A 15,601-nucleotide genomic window follows, 5' to 3' on the forward strand; every position below is an offset into this window, starting at 1 on the left:
TTCAATTCATAATAATTGGCGTGGGCGGCCAGTCACCGCAGGGTTTAGATAGCGGCTAGGTAACATCTTCGAGCAGGCGCTTTAGCTAGAACTTCGCGAGGGGGAAGCGATGCTCGGTTTTGATAAGTCACACCATGGCCAGACGGCCAGCTATACGAAATATGATATTGGCCAGATGCGGCGCAGCGTGCTCATCACAGGCGGCGCCGGTTTTCTCGGCTCGCAGCTCTGCGATGTCTATATCGCGCGCGATTACCGGGTGATCTGTCTCGACGATCTGTCGACCGGGCGCCTGGCGAATATCGGCCATCTTCTCGACCATCCGAATTTCGAATTTGTCGAACAGGATGTGATCGAGCCATTTCAGCCCTCGGGCTGTATCGACCTGATTTTCAACATGGCCTGCCCGGCATCGCCGCCGAAATATCAGCGCGATCCGATCCATACGTTCAAGACCAATATCCAGGGCGCGGAAAACATGCTGCGCCTCGCGCATAAACATGGGGCGCGCATCCTTCAGGCCTCGACCAGCGAGATCTATGGCGACCCCGAAATCTCGCCGCAGAGCGAGAGCTATCATGGCAATGTGAACACGCTCGGCCCGCGCTCTTGTTACGACGAGGGCAAGCGGGCGGCGGAGACGCTGTTCTATGATTTTCGCCAGCAATATGGCGTGGATGCGCGGATCGCCCGCATCTTCAACACCTATGGGCCGCGGATGGACCCGGGCGACGGGCGCGTGGTGTCGAATTTCGTGACCCAGGTGCTGCGCGGCGATGACATCACCATCTATGGCGATGGCTCGCAAACCCGGTCCTTCTGCTTTGTCGATGACCTCATTCAGGGGCTGTGCGCGCTGATCCATCTGCCGAAACCGCCGGGCCAGCCAGTGAACCTCGGTAATCCGGAGGAATTCACCATCCGGGAATTGGCCGAGATCGTGATCGAGGAGACCCACAAGGACGCGCGGATCGTCTACAAGGACCTGCCCGTCGACGACCCACGGCAGCGGCGGCCCGACATCAGGCTGGCGCATCAGATGCTCAACTGGCGTCCGCAGTTCACCCTGCGCGAAGGCCTCCGGTCCACGATCCCCTATTTCATGGCCGAGCTGTCGCGCAACAGCGCGCCCAGCCCGATTGCCGCGCAATGACCCGGCCGCCCGTCATAGTCACGGGGGGCGCCGGATATATCGGCAGCCACACCTGTAAGGCCTTGGCGCAGCGAGGCTATCTGCCGATTGCGGTGGATGATCTGCGCACCGGCCATGCGGATGCGGTGCGATGGGGGCCTCTCGAACAGCTCGATCTGGCCGAGACCGACAGGCTCAGCGAAGTGATTGCCCAGAGCGGCGCGCGGACCGTGATCCATTTCGCCGCCAGCGCCTATGTCGGCGAGTCGATGCGCGAGCCCTTGCGCTATTACACGAATAACGTCGCAACCACCGTCTCATTGCTTCGCGCGATGGAACGATGCGATGTCACGCGGATGATCTTTTCCTCGAGCTGTGCGACCTATGGCATCCCCGACCGGATGCCGATCGCCGAGTCCACATCTCAGCATCCGGTCAATCCCTATGGGCGCACCAAGCTCATGTGCGAAGAGATCATCCGCGATCATTTCAACGCAGTCGGCGGGCAATTCGCCCTGCTGCGCTATTTCAACGCCGCCGGGGCCGACCCGATGGGCCAGCTGAGCGAGCGGCACGACCCCGAGACCCATCTGATCCCGCTGGCGCTTATGGCGGCGGCGGGGCTGCGACCACCGCTCGAGGTGTTCGGCACCGATTACGACACGCCCGACGGCACCTGCATCCGCGATTACATCCATGTCAGCGATCTGGCGCGGGCGCATGTCTGTGCGCTCGAACATCTCAGCAATGGCGCGGGCGCGCTGGCGCTCAACCTCGGGACGGGCGAAGGGCTCTCGATCCTCGAGATTGCCGATGCGATCGAGCGCCTGACCGGGCGTCCGATGCCCTGGACCCCCGCGCCGAGACGGGCCGGAGACCCGCCCATCCTCGTGGCCGATCCACGCGCCGCGCGGGAGGTGCTGGGCTTTTGCCCGAGGCTGTCGGATATCGACACGATCCTGCGCCATGCCGCGCCGCAGTTCGGGCTGGAGGTGCAGCATGCGCGCGTCGCCTGACACCATGACAGCCGCCCCCCGGCAACGGCAGCGCGATCCGCGCTTTACCCGGCCGCTGCTCACCGGGGCGAAACGGCTGAAATACGATGTCATGGCGCTTGGCTGGCTGGTGGCCGCGATATGGTTCTGGAACTGGTGGTTTCAGCCGGAGCATATCCTGCCCGGCGCGAGCTATTGGATCGTGACTGCCTGTTTGGGCTGGCTCTTTTTCCTGCAGGGGTTTTTCGTGACGGTCATTCGCAAGGCGCGGGTTCCCGATGGCCCGCCCCCCGATCCTGCCATAACGCGGGTCGCCATGGTGGTGACCAAAGCCCCGTCCGAGCCGTTTTCGATGGTCCGCCGCACGCTTGAGGCGATGCTCGCGCAGGACTATCCGCATGACACGTGGCTCGCCGATGAAGACCCGCAGCCTGCGACCATTGCCTGGTGCGCGGCCCATGGCGTGCGGATTTCGACGCGCAAGGGCTGTGCCGCCTATCACCGGGCGGAATGGCCGCGGCGGACGCGCTGCAAGGAGGGCAACCTCGCCTATTTCTACGATCATTACGGCTATGAGCTGTATGATGTCGTCTCGCAGCTCGATGCCGATCACGTGCCGCAGCCCGGCTATCTCACCGAGATCCTGCGCGGGTTTCGCGATCCGGCCGTGGGCTATGTCAGCGCGCCGTCGATCTGTCGCCAGAACGCGGGCCAGAGCTGGGCCGCGCGCACGCGGCTTTTCACCGAGGCCGCATTTCACGGGATGTTTCAGGCGGGCTATAGCGGGGCCCTCGCGCCGATGTGCATCGGGTCGCATTACGCGGTGCGCACCAAGGCACTGCGCGAGATTGGCGGGCTCGGGCCAGAACTGGCCGAGGATCATTCCACCACCATGCTGATGAACGCGGGCGGCTGGCGCGGGGTGCATGCCCTGGATGCGATTGCCGAAGGCGACGGCCCGGCCACCGCCGCCGATCTCTGCACGCAGGAATTCCAATGGTCGCGCAGCCTCTTGTCGCTGCTTTTGCACCACACGCCCCGCTACCTTGGTCAGATGCCGTGGCGGCTGCGGGCGCAGTTCCTGTTCTGTCAGCTGCTCTACCCGCTGTTCGCGCTGTTCATGACGGCGTTTTACCTGCTGCCCATCGCGGCGGTGATCTTTGACATCCGCTATGCCGATGTGACCTATCCCGCCTTTCTCGGGCATATGGCGCTGCCGCTGCTGATCCTCGTGATCATCGCCTTTGCGATCCGGGCCGATGGGTTCTTTCGGCCCCGCGATGGCAAGGTCATTGCCTGGGAAAAGGCGCTCTTCATGGCGCTGCAATGGCCTTGGGTTCTCTGGGGCTGCGTCATGGCAGTGCGCGACCGGATCGGCGGCGGGTTTGTCGATTTCCGCATCACCCCCAAGGGCGAGGCGGTCGAAGCGCAATTGCCGCTGCGGGTCACCCTGCCCTATGCCGCGCTGGCGCTGGGCTGTCTCATCCCCGTGCTGCTCTGCGCGGAGGTGACGCAAGCCCGGGGCTTTTACATGCTGACCCTGATCAACGGCATTTTCTACAGCCTGATCGTTGCCACCATCGTGTTTCGCCATCTGCGCGATCATCGGCTGCGGCCGCGCGATCTCTTGGGGCATCTCGCCTTTCCACCGCTGCTCGCCGCGCTGATCGTGGCGGCGGTGGGTTTGCGCGGCGAAGACGGGCTCTTTGCGCTGGCTTACGGCGTCGCGCCGGTCGGCATTGTCGATCACCATTATGTCGTCGCCGGCGCCGGGATGGGAGACCCCGGCACCGTGCGGTTCGAATGGAATCTTAACTGGGTGTCAGACCTTGTTTCTGGCAGAAAGGAGTAAACCATGACCCGTTTCATGCACCATATCGTCAGATGTACCATCATGGCAGGCTCGATGACCCTGCCGCCTCTGACAAGTTTTGCAGCACCTCCGGGCGATCTGCCCTTTGGGGTTTATGACCCCCATGGCGATTTCGCGGATGATCCCAATGTGCAGATTGAACATCTGTTTCTGCCTTGGGAGGATGTCTATCTGCCCTCGCTTCTCGAGGCCGATCAATATGCGCGGGACCGCAACCGGTCGGTGCTCGTGACCATCGAGCCCTGGACCTGGACACGGTCGGATCGCAACACGCCCGCCGTGCTGCAGGCGGGGATTTCCGATGGCAGCTATGACGCGAACATGTCGTCGATCTGCGGCATGCTCAACCAGTTCCAGAGCCCGGTGACCGTGCGTTGGGCGCAGGAAATGGAGGATGGCTCGGGTCAGTTCATCTGGGCCGATTGGGAGCCGGAAACCTTTATCGCCGCCTATCGCCGGATGGTCGATGTCTGTCGCACCGAGGCGCCCGAGATCGATTTCATGTGGTCGCCTCTCGGCCTGGAAGGGTTCGAGGATTACTTTCCCGGCAAGGATTATGCCGATGTGGTGGGCCTGTCGGTCTTTGGCCTGCAGCCCTGGGAAGAACAGGTTCTTGGCACCGCGCAGAGCTTTCGCGACATTCTCGTGCCGCGCTATGAACGGGCGCTGCAATTCGGCCTGCCCATCGTGGTGGCCGAGGTCGGCTATTCCGGCAAACAGACCTATGTCGAGACATGGCACAACGACCTGCGGCAGGATCTGGCGGATCTGACCGAACTGCAGGCGGTGATCTATTTCAACCAGCAAGAGGTCTATCCATGGCCCGATGGCTTTGGTCTGCCGAATTGGCAGGTCAACAAGAATGTCATCCTCGAAACCGCGATGGGGCAATAATTCGCCCCCTCGCCCCGCCCCACGGGCGGATTTCGGCCGGTCCCCGAGGGGATCGCGGCCCCGGCTTTCCATAACATCTCAGATCAGCCATGAGGCCCGGATCGGTTGCACCCCTCTCGATCTTGGGGACGAGAGCGCGGCCGGTGCGGCCAATGGTGCGGTGCCATCCTGTTGCCTCCAAGACACGCGGGGGAGGCTTGGTGCAAACCGGATTAGGTCATCGATCAAGAGTTCATTAAACTAACCCATGTAGACACGTTCAGGCCCGCCAGCACAACGAGTTGGCCAAACGTCAGGCAAACAGGCAAAGGAACGGATATGTTTCGCGCAAACCTCGGAACCGCGCTTCGCGGCTCTTGCACCCTATTCACGGCCCTCATCATCCTTCACAGCGCACCGAACGCGGCACAGGCGCATTCCGAAAAGACGCGCGCCGCAACCATTTCGACCAAATCGGCAGAGCGGACACCGGCCCGGATCAACCTGCTCGCAGGTCCCCGCGCCGCCAAGCGGACAACCATTCGCGCCTCGCAGGTCGGCAATGGCAGCTATATCTGCTCGCCCGCCGGGTTTGGCCGCAAATCGCGCTGCTACAGCAACTAAGCGCGACTGATCACTCGGGACGCGCACCGGCTTGCAGCCGCGCGAAGAGGCGCAGCGCGTGGCTCGGGTCTTGGGACATGGCGGGCATGACCGGCGCATAGCCTGCGGCGATCAGACCGGCGATCTCGGGGCGCAGGATCACCCGATCCGTATCGGGCGCGATGGCCAGCGGCGACAGCGATTGAAACGCCGTGTCGGACCAGAGCAGCATGATCTGCACCACCTGGCTCAGCGCCAGGGTTTCGGCCGGCATGTTCGACAGCGCCTCATCCATCCGCAGAAAAACAAAGCTCGCCCGAATGGCGCCATCCTTGTCGAAACGGAACATCCGGTATTGATTGGCCCCCGCCCCCTTGAGCCGCGCGACCAGCGGCGTGAGATCGGGCACCAGCCGGTCGAGATCGGGCACCTCGAGCAGCTCATCCCAATCGCGGAAGAAGAAGAACATGAGATTGCTGCCAAGCTCGGGATCGGTCTCGGCCATCTGGTGACCGGCCAGCGTCACCACCGCCTCGAGCGCGCCCTTGACCACCTCGAGCGTGGCATCCTCGACGCCAAAGACGATGGGCGCGATGGGTCGCCCCCAACGCGCGAAGAGGTAGCTGCCGTCGGAGCGGGTGAAAAGCCGGGCGATGTCGTCATGTGTCATGGCGCCCTGCTACAAAGTCAGCCCGCGCCGCGCAACCCCTTGGGCGGAACCGGGAGCGGGACCTCGCGTTGACTAGGCGCGAAGAGACAGCCCCGGCGGAGACCCCACGTGACGCGACATCTGAGACCATGGCTCTGGCTCATCGCTGCGCTGGCGATGCTGGCGGGCTGCTATTTCCCCGATGATCCGAAACACACGCTCGCGACCATCGAGCGTCACGGCGTTCTCAAGGTCGGGGTGCTGGCCGAGCCGCTGCCCGAAGCCGATGCCAAGGCAATCGCACGCTTCGCCGAGAGCCTCGGCGTGCGCACCGACTATGTCAGTGGCCCAGCCCATGCGCTGCTCGCCGGGTTGGAAGAGGGCAATATCCATCTGCTGGCAGGCGACATTCCCGAGGACACGCCGATGGCAAGCCACGCGGCGCTGAGCAATCCCTATCCGCCGCGCGTTATACTGCCCGGACGGTCGGAGAAGCGTGTGCTGTTGCTGCGCAAGGGCGAGAACCGGTTGCTTCTGCGGCTCAACCGTAGCCTGAGGGAGGCCGGGCAATGAGTGATCGGCCGCCGCTGCCCCCGCATATCCGGCAGAGCCTCGACCGGGCGCGGCGGCTCGAATGGTGGACGTTGGGCTGGCTCGTCAGCATCGTGGCGGTGATGGCCTTCGTGATGGGGTCGAGCCAGGCCATGCAGGCCGCCTGGATCGAGGATATGCTGTCGCTCCTGCCGCCAATCCTCTTTCTTCTGGCGGTGCATTTCGAAGGCAAACCCGCCTCGCCCGCCTATCCCTTTGGTCTCGACCGGCTCGGGTCGCTGTGCTTTTTGCTGGCGGCCGGGGCGCTCACCCTGATGGGCGGTTATCTCATCTATGACGCGCTGCATGTGCTCATCGCCCAAGAACATCCGACCATCGGCAGCGTCTCCCTCTTTGGGCATGAGATTTGGCTCGGCTGGCTGATGATGGCGGCGCTGGCCTATTCGGTGGTGCCGCCGGTGATCCTTGGCCGCAAGAAACGCGCGCTGGCGCCGGAGCTGATGGACAAGGTGCTCTTTACCGATGCCGAGATGAACGCGGCCGATTGGAAAACCGGGCTGGCCGGGATCGTCGGGGTGATCGGGATCGGCTTTGGCATATGGTGGGCGGATGCGCTGGCGGCAGGGGTGATCGGGGCCGATATCCTGCGCGATGGCCTGCGCGCCTTGCGGATTTCGGTGGCAGAGCTTCTCGATGGCGCACCGCGCGAATTGAACTCGCCCGAGGTGTCCGAGGCCGTCGCGAAAATCCGCGCGGCCGTGCCCGTAGACCGGCCCGTGCGGGTCCGCGAAACGGGGCGCTTCCTGCATGTGGAGATCGCCGACGATCAGGACACTGCCCCGTCAGACGCGTTTCAAACCAAGGCCTTGGGCAAGGATGGCTGGCGCATCGTGAATGTCACCGGCCCCGCCCCGCCGGACATCCGCAAGGACGCGCGCCGCGACGACGAATAGCGCCAAAAGCCCGCCGGTTACTTGCCGAAGAGATCCGTGCTGCCCCGCGCCACCGGCGGGGCCAGCCCGAGATGGGTCCAGCCGCCTTGGGCCAGCATCCGGCCGCGCGGCGTGCGCTGAATGAGCCCCTGCTGCAGCAGGAAAGGCTCGATCACCTCTTCCAAAGCGTCGCGGCTTTCGCTCAGCGCGGCGCTCAGCGTTTCGATCCCCACCGGGCCGCCTTGGTAAGCCTCGGCGATGAGCCGCAGATAGCGCCGGTCGGCCCCATCCAGCCCGAGATGATCGACCCCGAGCCGGGTCAGCGCATTGTCGGCCAGCGCCTTGGTGATCTTGCCATCGCCCTCGACCACGGCGAAATCCACCACCCGGCGCAACAGCCGCCCGGCGATCCGGGGCGTGCCGCGCGAGCGGCGGGCAATCTCCATCGCGCCGTCGCGTTCGGCGGGCACTTTGAGCTTGTCCGCGTTGCGCCAGACGATCTCGTTCAGCTCCTCCACCGTGTAGAATTGGAGGCGCGTCGGGATGCCGAACCGGTCGCGCAGCGGCGTGGTCAGCAGGCCGAGCCGCGTCGTCGCGCCGACCAGCGTGAAGGGCTGCAGCTCGATCCGCACGGTGCGCGCCGCCGGTCCCTCGCCGATCACGAGATCGAGCTCGAAATCCTCGAGCGCCGGGTAGAGCACCTCTTCCACCGCCGGGTTGAGCCGGTGAATTTCGTCGATAAAGAGCACATCGCGCGCCTCGAGATTGGTGAGGATCGCCGCCAGATCGCCCGCCTTGGCGAGGACCGGCCCCGAAGTCATCCGAAAGCCGACCCCCAGCTCGCGCGCCATGATCTGTGCCAGCGTCGTCTTGCCAAGCCCCGGCGGCCCGTGAAACAGCGTGTGATCCATCGCCTCGCCACGCTGGCGGGCGGATTGGATAAAGATGCGCAGGTTCGAGCGGGCCTCGGCCTGACCGATGAAATCCTCGAGCGCCTGCGGACGCAGCGCGCGGTCGAAATCCTCGGCCATCGGTTCGGGGCGCAATGTGGGATCGGGTTCGCTCATCTCCGGTTATCCCTGTGGTGCCAAGAGCTTGAGCGCGGCGCGGATGAGCGCGGGCGTCTCCGCCTCCGGCGCGGTATCCGCGGCCTGGGCCACGGCGCTTGCCGCCTCGCCCGGCGCATAGCCGAGATTGCTCAGCGCCGAAAGCGCCTCGGCCTGGGCCGATTGCGAGGCCCGGGCGGGCGTCGGCGCGGCGGCGGCGGCGCGCGGGGTCTCGATCACCTCGTCCTGATCGTCAGGAGCGGACATTGGGGCGGTGGCGGCCCCGGCCCCCATCGCCATCACCTGTGGTGCTTTGTCCTTGAGCTCATTCACCACGCGCTGAGCGGTCTTGGGGCCGACGCCCTTGGCCGCCTTGAGCGCGTTCCAATCGCCGAGATTGATGGCGCGGCTCACCCCTTCGACCCCGAGAGTGCCGAGAATGGCGAGCGAGGCCTTGGCCCCGATGCCCTGCACCCCCATCAGCAGGCGGTGCCATTCCTTTTCAACGAGGCTGGTAAAGCCGAAGAGCTGCAACAGGTCCTCGCGCACCAGAAGATCGGTATAGAGCGCCGTATGTTCGCCCACCGGCGGCAGCGCCTGCAATGTCCGGTCGGAGCAATAGACGAGATAGCCCACCCCCCGCACATCGAGCAAAACGTGATCCTCGGCGCGGTAATCCACCCGACCTGCCAACCGTCCGATCATGCCTGTACCCTTCCTGCTTCGCGCAATTCCTGTCCGCCCCGTGTATAATGCGCGTGGCAAATGGCAATGGCGAGCGCGTCGGCGGCGTCCGGGCTTGCCGGGTTGGCGCCGGGCAGTTGCATCTTGACCATATGGGCGATCTGACCCTTGTCGGCATGGCCGACGCCGACCACGGTTTTCTTGACCCGGTTGGGGGCGTATTCGCCGACAGAAATCCCCGCCTGCGCGGGAACCAAGAGGGCGATCCCCCGCGCCTGACCGAGCTTGAGCGTCGCCACCCCGTCCTTGTTCACGAAGGTCTGCTCAATAGCGGCCGTGTCGGGCGCGAAGCGCGCGACAATCTCGGTGAGCTGGATGTGCAGGGACAGGAGGCGCTGGGCGAGATCGTCGCCGGTCGAATGACAAACACCGTTGGCCACATGGCTGAGCCGGCTGCCAGAGACATCAATGACGCCCCATCCGAGGTTCCTCAGCCCAGGGTCGATCCCGAGTACGCGCATGCCTGCCACCCTGCTCTCTTGGTGTTTTGTGTTTTCTCTCGCATAGCACGAAACAAGAACAAACGCCAAGCACCATCGCAGCGATGACCCAAGCCTTGCCCCGGCTCGGGTCCTTCTGTGACCGAAAGGATGCACATTTTTTAGGCAGGCTTCTCGGGGGCCACGCGGGGCCTTTGGCAGGCGGCGCGCCAGAGCCCTTTTATACAAGGCCATGGGCGTACAAACGATCCATGCACGCACTGCATAAGGACTATGCAATTTGCACAGTTGTTACATTCCGCGCCACCCCCTAAATGGCGCCTTAGCAACAGACAACATAATACGCTCCGATAGAAGGAATGGCCCCATGGCTGCAATTGAAATGACCCGCCCCGTCGCTCACCGTCCGCTGGCCCGCCTGATGGAACGCCTGAGCGCTTGGAATGCCGCACGCGCCACCCGCGTTGCCCTGTCCCGCCTCAGCGACCGTGAGCTTGAAGACATCGGTCTCGAGCGTGGCGACATCCACAAAGTCGCCTACACCCGCTAAGACTGGGTTCAGGCGTGGATGCGCCTGTGCCACATGAACAAAGACCCTACGCCGCACTGGCGCAGGGTCTTTTTTAATGCCCTGAGAGATGGGCCAACGCACTGTCACATCTTGAGAGAGATGCTGGAGGGTGAACTTTTAGAAATACGGGGCCACGTTGCGGGCGACCACTTCGGCCAGGGGATCGGGCTGCATCACAAAGGCGCCGATCTGCTCTTGCAGCGGGCCCTGGGACATTTCGCTGATCCGCTGTTCATAGCTCGCCTCGCCGATCTGCGCGATCACCAGCCCTTTGAAGGCGAGAAAGCCGACCACGATCAGCGCCAGGCTGCGCCAGGGAAAGCCGATTTTGCGGCGTTTGGGTTTGAAGACGATGAGACCATCGCGGCCAACCTTGCAGGAATATCCCCGTGCGAGTTTGGCGTGTTTGCGTTCCACCGCCTTGAGCCGGTTGGAAAAGCTGTTCGTTGCATCGGACATAGCAGCATCCTGAAATCCGGCCCCCACCGGTTCAGAGACAAAACTAGGTTGGAAATGTGGCAATTTCGGGGCAAGCGCCCTGAAATAGCTCTTATTTATCGGAGATTTAGGCTTACTTTTGGAGGATTAGCGTCGTCCATTCACCAATCTCGGTCCGCTGGACCAAACTGTTTCCAAGACCTTCATAAACCGCCACGACCTCATCCGCCTGCTCGTTGAGAATCCCCGAGAGAATCGCATAGCCGCCGGGCAGACGCCGCTCTGTCATTTCCGGCGCGAGGTCGATCAGCGGGCCTTTGAGGATATTGGCGAAGATCAGATCGAACTGGGTCGCTTGCAGGGTTTCATGGTCGAACCCCATCGCCTCGAGGCAGTTGACCCGCCCCTCGAGGCCATTGGCCGCGACATTGGCCTCGGCCACCTCGACCGCCACCGCGTCGATGTCGCTGGCCAGCATCACACCGGGCCAGATCCGCGCCGCCGCCATCGCCAGTACCGCCGTGCCACAGCCGATATCGGCCACGGATGTGCCGACAAAGCCCTGATTGGCCAGATGATCCAGCGCCTGAAGACAGCCCTGCGTCGTGCCGTGATGCCCGGTGCCAAAGGCCATGGCGGCCTCGATCAAGAGCGGCTCGGCCCCGTCTGGCACCTTGTCGGCATCATGGCTGCCATAGACAAAGAACCGCCCCGCCTCGACCGGGGTCAGCTCGCGGCGCACCTTGGCGACCCAATCCTGATCCGGCACTTCGGAGACGGCAAAGGGCTTCGCCCCATAGGCCGCCGCCAGCAGTTCGAGCCCGGCGATATCGGGCTTTTCGATGAAATATCCGCCCACTTCCCAAGTGCCCGAGCCATCTTCGACCTCGAACACGCCAACGCCGGTGGGCTCGGGGTCGAGCATCTCCATCGCCTCTGCCAATGCCTCGGCGGGCTCTTTTCCAGTGAGGGTCGTGAGGGCGGTATAGGTGGACATGACGGGCCTCTGTCAGAGTTATTCTGCGGGGCGGACCAGCGGGTTGGTCAGCCTTGTTTCATTGCCGATAGCCGGATGGCGCGGGATAAGCAACGCCAGCAAGAGCGACACTGTCGCCATCGCGGCCGCCAGAATGAACACGGCGGCGGGCGACACGAGCCACAGATAGCCCAAAAGCGCGGGCAAGAAGACGGCGGCGATGTGGTTGATGGTAAAGGCCACGGCAGCGGTGGGGGCGATGTCGGCGGGATCGGCGATTTTCTGGAAATAGGTCTTGAGCGCCAGCGCCAGCGCGAAGAGCAGGTGATCCACCACATAGAGCACCGCCGCGAGCAGCACGCCCCAGCCGAACATGTAGATGCCGCCATAGGCGAGGAAGACCAGCGCCAGCCCGGCATATTCGAAAACCAGCGTGTTGCGTTCGCCGAACCGGGCCACGGCCTGGCCCATCAATGGCGCGAAGATCATGTTGGCGACGAGGTTGATGAGGAAGAGCGCGGTGACTTCATGGACGTCGAAACCGAACTTCTCGACCATCATAAACCCCGCAAAAACCACGAAAATCTGACGTCGGGCACCGGCCATGAATTGCAGCGCGTAATAGAGCCAGTAGCGGCGGCGCAGGATCATCTTCTTGACCTGCGGGGTGGGCGATTCAAACTGCGGGTAGGCGAAGAGGGCAAAGAGCGCGACCAGCGCGGTAAAGCCGCCCGAGGCCATGTAGACGATATTATAGCTCAGCCCGAGCGTGTCCCAGAGCGCCACGATGATCACATAGACCACCAGCGTCGCCGCCGAGCCCGCCGCCACCAGCCAGCCGAGCAGTTTGGGCGCGCGGACCTTGTCGAGCCATTGCAGCTGAAGCGACTGGTTGACCGTCTCGTAATAATGGAAGCCGATCGAGCTCAGCATGGTGATGGTGAGGATGCCGCCCATGGTCGGAAACCAGGCGGTGATGGCGGTCGCCGCCCCCAGAAGAGCCAAGGAAACAAGGCCTAGGACCTGTTCGCGCATGAAGATGATGATGGCGATGACCCCCACCGCCAGAAAGCCCGGGATCTCGCGCACCGTGTGCAGCCAGCCGATGTCGGAGCCGTCGAAGCCGGCGACTTCGATGGTGAAATTATTGAGCAGCGCCGACCAGGTGGAGAAGGCGATGGGCATGGCGGCGGCCATCAGGAACAGAAGGGTCACGGGCCGGCGCCAGAAAGGCAGGTGGCGGGCCTCGCCGAGGGGGACGATCTGGGTCATGGCAATGGCTTTACGCCCAAACACCGGGCTTGGCGAGAGGCTTTGGCGCCAAGCGGCGGGCCGGGGGATTTGGGTATTTGACACCAGAAAGAGGCCGGAAATGGCGCATCGGTGACACGTCGGTATTACGGCGGTATCGCGACAGTGCAGATTTTGGCCCGGATCGGCGGGGTCAGCAGGCGCGTCAGTAGAAGCTTTGCGGGTCGATATCGACGCTCATCCGCAGGTTGGGACCGGGGCGGATCTGCGCCACCCAGCGCGCCACCGCGCCTTGCAGCGCCGCGCCTTTCGGGGCCTTGACCAGAAGCCGCACCCGATGACGGCCGCGCACCCGGGCGATGGGGGCGGGGGCGGGGCCATAGACCTGCGCCCCGATGGCGCGGATCGGCGCATCGCCACGGGCCAGCGCGAGACCTGCGTCAAACGCCTCTTGCGGGTCAGGCGAGGACAGCACGATCCCCGCCATGCGACCATAGGGCGGCACGCCCGCCGCCTCGCGTTCGCGGGCCTCGGCCCGCCAGAAGCCCTCTTCGTCGCCCGAGAGAATGGCGCGGATCACCGGGTGTTCGGGCTGAAAGGTCTGGAGGAGCGCGGTGCCCGGTTTCTCGGCCCGGCCAGCGCGGCCCGCCACCTGACGCATCAGCTGAAAGGTGCGTTCGGCCGCGCGCAGGTCCGAGCCCTGCAGCCCGAGATCGGCGTCGATGACGCCCACCAAAGTGAGATTGGGGAAGTTATGCCCCTTGGCCACCAGCTGGGTGCCGATGACGATGTCGGCGCCGCCCTGCCCGATGGCGGCGATCTGTTCCTTGAGGGCGCGGGCCGAGCCGAAGAGATCCGACGACAGCGTCGCCACCCGCGCATTGGGGAAAAGCGCCTGCGCCTCTTCAGTGAGCCGTTCGACACCGGGGCCGACCACCGCCAGCTTGCCCTCGACCTCGCAGGATGGGCAGGCCTCGGGGATCGGGGCGGTTTCGCCGCATTGGTGGCACATCAGCCGTTTCAGAAACCGGTGCTCGACCATGCGCGCGTCGCAATCGGGGCAGGCGATCTGATGGCCGCAGGCCCGGCAGATGGTCACCGGGGCATAGCCGCGCCGGTTGAGAAAAAGGAGCGACTGTTCACCTGCCTCGATGCGGCGCAGCACCGCCGATTGAAGGCTGGGCGAGATCCAGCGGTTCGACGGCAGGGTTTCGGCCCGCATGTCGATGGCGCGCAGTTCCGGCATGACGGCGGGGCCAAAGCGGGCGGTGAGATCGAGCCGCGCGTATTTACCGGCCTCGGCATTGGCCCAGCTCTCGAGGCTCGGAGTGGCGGAGGCGAGCACCACCTGCGCGTCACAGATCGAAGCGCGCAGCACCGCCATGTCGCGGGCATTATAGAGCACGCCATCCTCTTGCTTGTAGGAGCTGTCATGTTCCTCGTCGACGACGATGAGCCCGAGATCGCGGAACGGCAGGAAAAGCGCCGAGCGCGCGCCCACCACCACCTGACAGCCGCCCTGCCCCACCATTTTCCAGATCCGGCGGCGTTCGGTCATGGTCACGCCGGAATGCCATTCGGCGGGCTGCGCGCCAAACCGCGCGCCGATGCGGCGCAGAAATTCCTCGGTCAGGGCGATTTCCGGCAGAAGCACCAGCGCCTGCCGGTTCTGGCGCAGACACTCGGCCACCGCTTCGAGATAGACCTCGGTCTTGCCCGATCCGGTCACCCCGCGCAGAAGCGTCGTGCCATAGCGCCCGGCGCGCAAGCCCTGCGCCAGATGGGCGGCGGCGCGGGATTGATCCTCGGTGAGCTGGGCGGCGGGCAGGCCGGGATCGAGACGCGGGAAGGGCAGATCGCGCGGCGTGTCCTCTTCGGCCACCGCGCCGAGCTTGACCAGCCCCTTGACCACGGAGGAGGTGACGCCAGCCTGATCGCTCAGCTCCTTGAGGGTGAACGAGAGCCCGCCATAGTCGCGCAGCACCTCGAGCACGCGGGTGCGGGCGTCGGTCATCCGGTCGGGGGTGGCGTCGCCCAGCCGGTAGACCTTGCGCATCGACGGCGGGTCGGAGAGCCCCGGCGCGCGGGCCGCGAGCCGCAGCATGGCGGGCATCGGTGTCAGCGTGTAATCGGCGGCGCGGGTCAGAAACTCCTGCATCTCGGCGCGCATCGGCGCCACGTCGAGCACCCGCAGCACGGCGCGCACCTTGGAGAGGTCGAAATCACCGCGCCCCCGGCCCCAGACCACGCCCAGCACCTTGCGCGGCCCGAGCGGCACCTCGACGAAAGCGCCCAGGTGACAGCCGCCGTCGGGTGCGCGGTAATCGAGCGTGCGATCGAGCGGCTGGGTGGTCAGCACCGCGATCAGCTCTCCTCCGTCAAAATATCCGGGGGCGTCGGCATATCCGGGGGCGGTTTGCGGCAAATTATCCTCGTCTCCTGCGGGTGATCGGGCCGCCTTCGGGGTTTCGGCAGGCTGCACCATGAGGTACACGGGATGCAAAGGAAACGCCAATCCATGAAGGG

The 15,601-nt window shown here is 64.4% G+C and carries 16 protein-coding genes; 8 read left to right on the plus strand and 8 right to left on the minus strand.

Annotation, left to right across the window (positions count from 1 at the left end; translation table 11 throughout):
- The first annotated feature begins 109 nt into the window (after positions 1 to 109).
- The 5 genes from WA237_RS01445 (at position 110) to WA237_RS01465 (ending at position 5,497) form a co-directional block, all read left to right on the plus strand.
- Positions 110 to 1,153: a UDP-glucuronic acid decarboxylase family protein gene (locus WA237_RS01445; protein ID WP_336096390.1), complete on the plus strand. Its 1,044-nt coding sequence runs from the start codon at positions 110 to 112 to the stop codon at positions 1,151 to 1,153.
- Positions 1,150 to 2,148 (plus strand): UDP-glucose 4-epimerase GalE, encoded by a 999-nt coding sequence (galE, locus tag WA237_RS01450; protein WP_336096391.1) that lies wholly within the window; start codon positions 1,150 to 1,152, stop codon positions 2,146 to 2,148. The genes WA237_RS01445 and galE overlap by 4 nt, the downstream gene beginning before the upstream one ends.
- Entirely contained in the window at positions 2,132 to 3,979 is a 1,848-nt protein-coding gene (locus tag WA237_RS01455; RefSeq protein WP_442970232.1) for a glycosyltransferase family 2 protein, read from the plus strand. Before galE ends, WA237_RS01455 begins: the two co-directional genes overlap by 17 nt.
- Positions 3,980 to 3,982: 3 nt before the next feature.
- Positions 3,983 to 4,894, plus strand: coding sequence for a beta-mannosidase (locus WA237_RS01460; protein WP_336096392.1), 912 nt, complete (start codon positions 3,983 to 3,985; stop codon positions 4,892 to 4,894).
- A gap of 318 nt (positions 4,895 to 5,212) precedes the next feature.
- Positions 5,213 to 5,497: a hypothetical protein gene (locus WA237_RS01465; RefSeq protein WP_336096393.1), complete on the plus strand. Its 285-nt coding sequence runs from the start codon at positions 5,213 to 5,215 to the stop codon at positions 5,495 to 5,497.
- Between the two features lie 10 nt (positions 5,498 to 5,507).
- Here WA237_RS01465 and WA237_RS01470 read toward each other — a convergent pair whose 3' ends face one another.
- On the minus strand, positions 5,508 to 6,146 hold the full coding sequence (locus tag WA237_RS01470; RefSeq protein ID WP_336096394.1) for a hypothetical protein: 639 nt from the start codon (positions 6,144 to 6,146) through the stop codon (positions 5,508 to 5,510).
- Positions 6,147 to 6,254: 108 nt separating this feature from the next.
- Between WA237_RS01470 and WA237_RS01475 the strand changes: the two genes are divergently transcribed.
- Entirely contained in the window at positions 6,255 to 6,698 is a 444-nt protein-coding gene (locus tag WA237_RS01475) for an enoyl-CoA hydratase (protein WP_336096395.1), read from the plus strand.
- On the plus strand, positions 6,695 to 7,630 hold the full coding sequence (locus tag WA237_RS01480) for a cation diffusion facilitator family transporter (protein ID WP_336096396.1): 936 nt from the start codon (positions 6,695 to 6,697) through the stop codon (positions 7,628 to 7,630). Before WA237_RS01475 ends, WA237_RS01480 begins: the two co-directional genes overlap by 4 nt.
- Before the next feature lie 17 nt (positions 7,631 to 7,647).
- On the opposite strand, the gene ruvB is transcribed toward WA237_RS01480, so the two are convergent.
- The 3 genes from ruvB to ruvC are packed head-to-tail and all read right to left on the minus strand — an operon-like array spanning position 7,648 to position 9,860.
- The gene (gene ruvB, locus WA237_RS01485; protein ID WP_009812712.1) at positions 7,648 to 8,676 is read right to left on the minus strand and encodes a Holliday junction branch migration DNA helicase RuvB; all 1,029 of its coding nucleotides are present in this window, start codon (positions 8,674 to 8,676) and stop codon (positions 7,648 to 7,650) included.
- A 6-nt stretch (positions 8,677 to 8,682) separates the two neighbouring features.
- Positions 8,683 to 9,360: a Holliday junction branch migration protein RuvA gene (gene ruvA, locus WA237_RS01490; protein WP_336096397.1), complete on the minus strand. Its 678-nt coding sequence runs from the start codon at positions 9,358 to 9,360 to the stop codon at positions 8,683 to 8,685.
- Positions 9,357 to 9,860 (minus strand): crossover junction endodeoxyribonuclease RuvC, encoded by a 504-nt coding sequence (ruvC, locus tag WA237_RS01495; RefSeq protein ID WP_009812714.1) that lies wholly within the window; start codon positions 9,858 to 9,860, stop codon positions 9,357 to 9,359. The genes ruvA and ruvC overlap by 4 nt, the downstream gene beginning before the upstream one ends.
- Before the next feature lie 346 nt (positions 9,861 to 10,206).
- Here ruvC and WA237_RS01500 point away from each other — a divergent pair, with 346 nt between their 5' ends.
- Positions 10,207 to 10,389, plus strand: a complete 183-nt coding sequence (locus WA237_RS01500) for a DUF1127 domain-containing protein (protein ID WP_040617819.1) — start codon at positions 10,207 to 10,209, stop codon at positions 10,387 to 10,389.
- Positions 10,390 to 10,527: 138 nt separating this feature from the next.
- Here the strand turns inward: WA237_RS01500 and WA237_RS01505 are convergent, their stop codons facing one another.
- The 4 genes from WA237_RS01505 to WA237_RS01520 all read right to left on the minus strand — a co-directional run bounded on the left by WA237_RS01505 (position 10,528) and on the right by WA237_RS01520 (position 15,560).
- Entirely contained in the window at positions 10,528 to 10,869 is a 342-nt protein-coding gene (locus tag WA237_RS01505) for a hypothetical protein (protein ID WP_216015749.1), read from the minus strand.
- 112 nt (positions 10,870 to 10,981) lie between these two features.
- Complete coding sequence (locus tag WA237_RS01510; protein WP_336096398.1) at positions 10,982 to 11,845, minus strand: 50S ribosomal protein L11 methyltransferase; 864 nt, start codon at positions 11,843 to 11,845, stop codon at positions 10,982 to 10,984.
- Between the two features lie 18 nt (positions 11,846 to 11,863).
- Positions 11,864 to 13,096, minus strand: a complete 1,233-nt coding sequence (locus tag WA237_RS01515; RefSeq protein ID WP_336096399.1) for an MFS transporter — start codon at positions 13,094 to 13,096, stop codon at positions 11,864 to 11,866.
- A 184-nt stretch (positions 13,097 to 13,280) separates the two neighbouring features.
- Positions 13,281 to 15,560 (minus strand): primosomal protein N', encoded by a 2,280-nt coding sequence (locus WA237_RS01520; protein ID WP_336096933.1) that lies wholly within the window; start codon positions 15,558 to 15,560, stop codon positions 13,281 to 13,283.
- Between the last annotated feature and the right edge of the window lie 41 nt (positions 15,561 to 15,601).

This window comes from Roseovarius sp. CH_XMU1461 (assembly GCF_037027165.1).
GTDB lineage: Bacteria > Pseudomonadota > Alphaproteobacteria > Rhodobacterales > Rhodobacteraceae > Roseovarius > Roseovarius nubinhibens.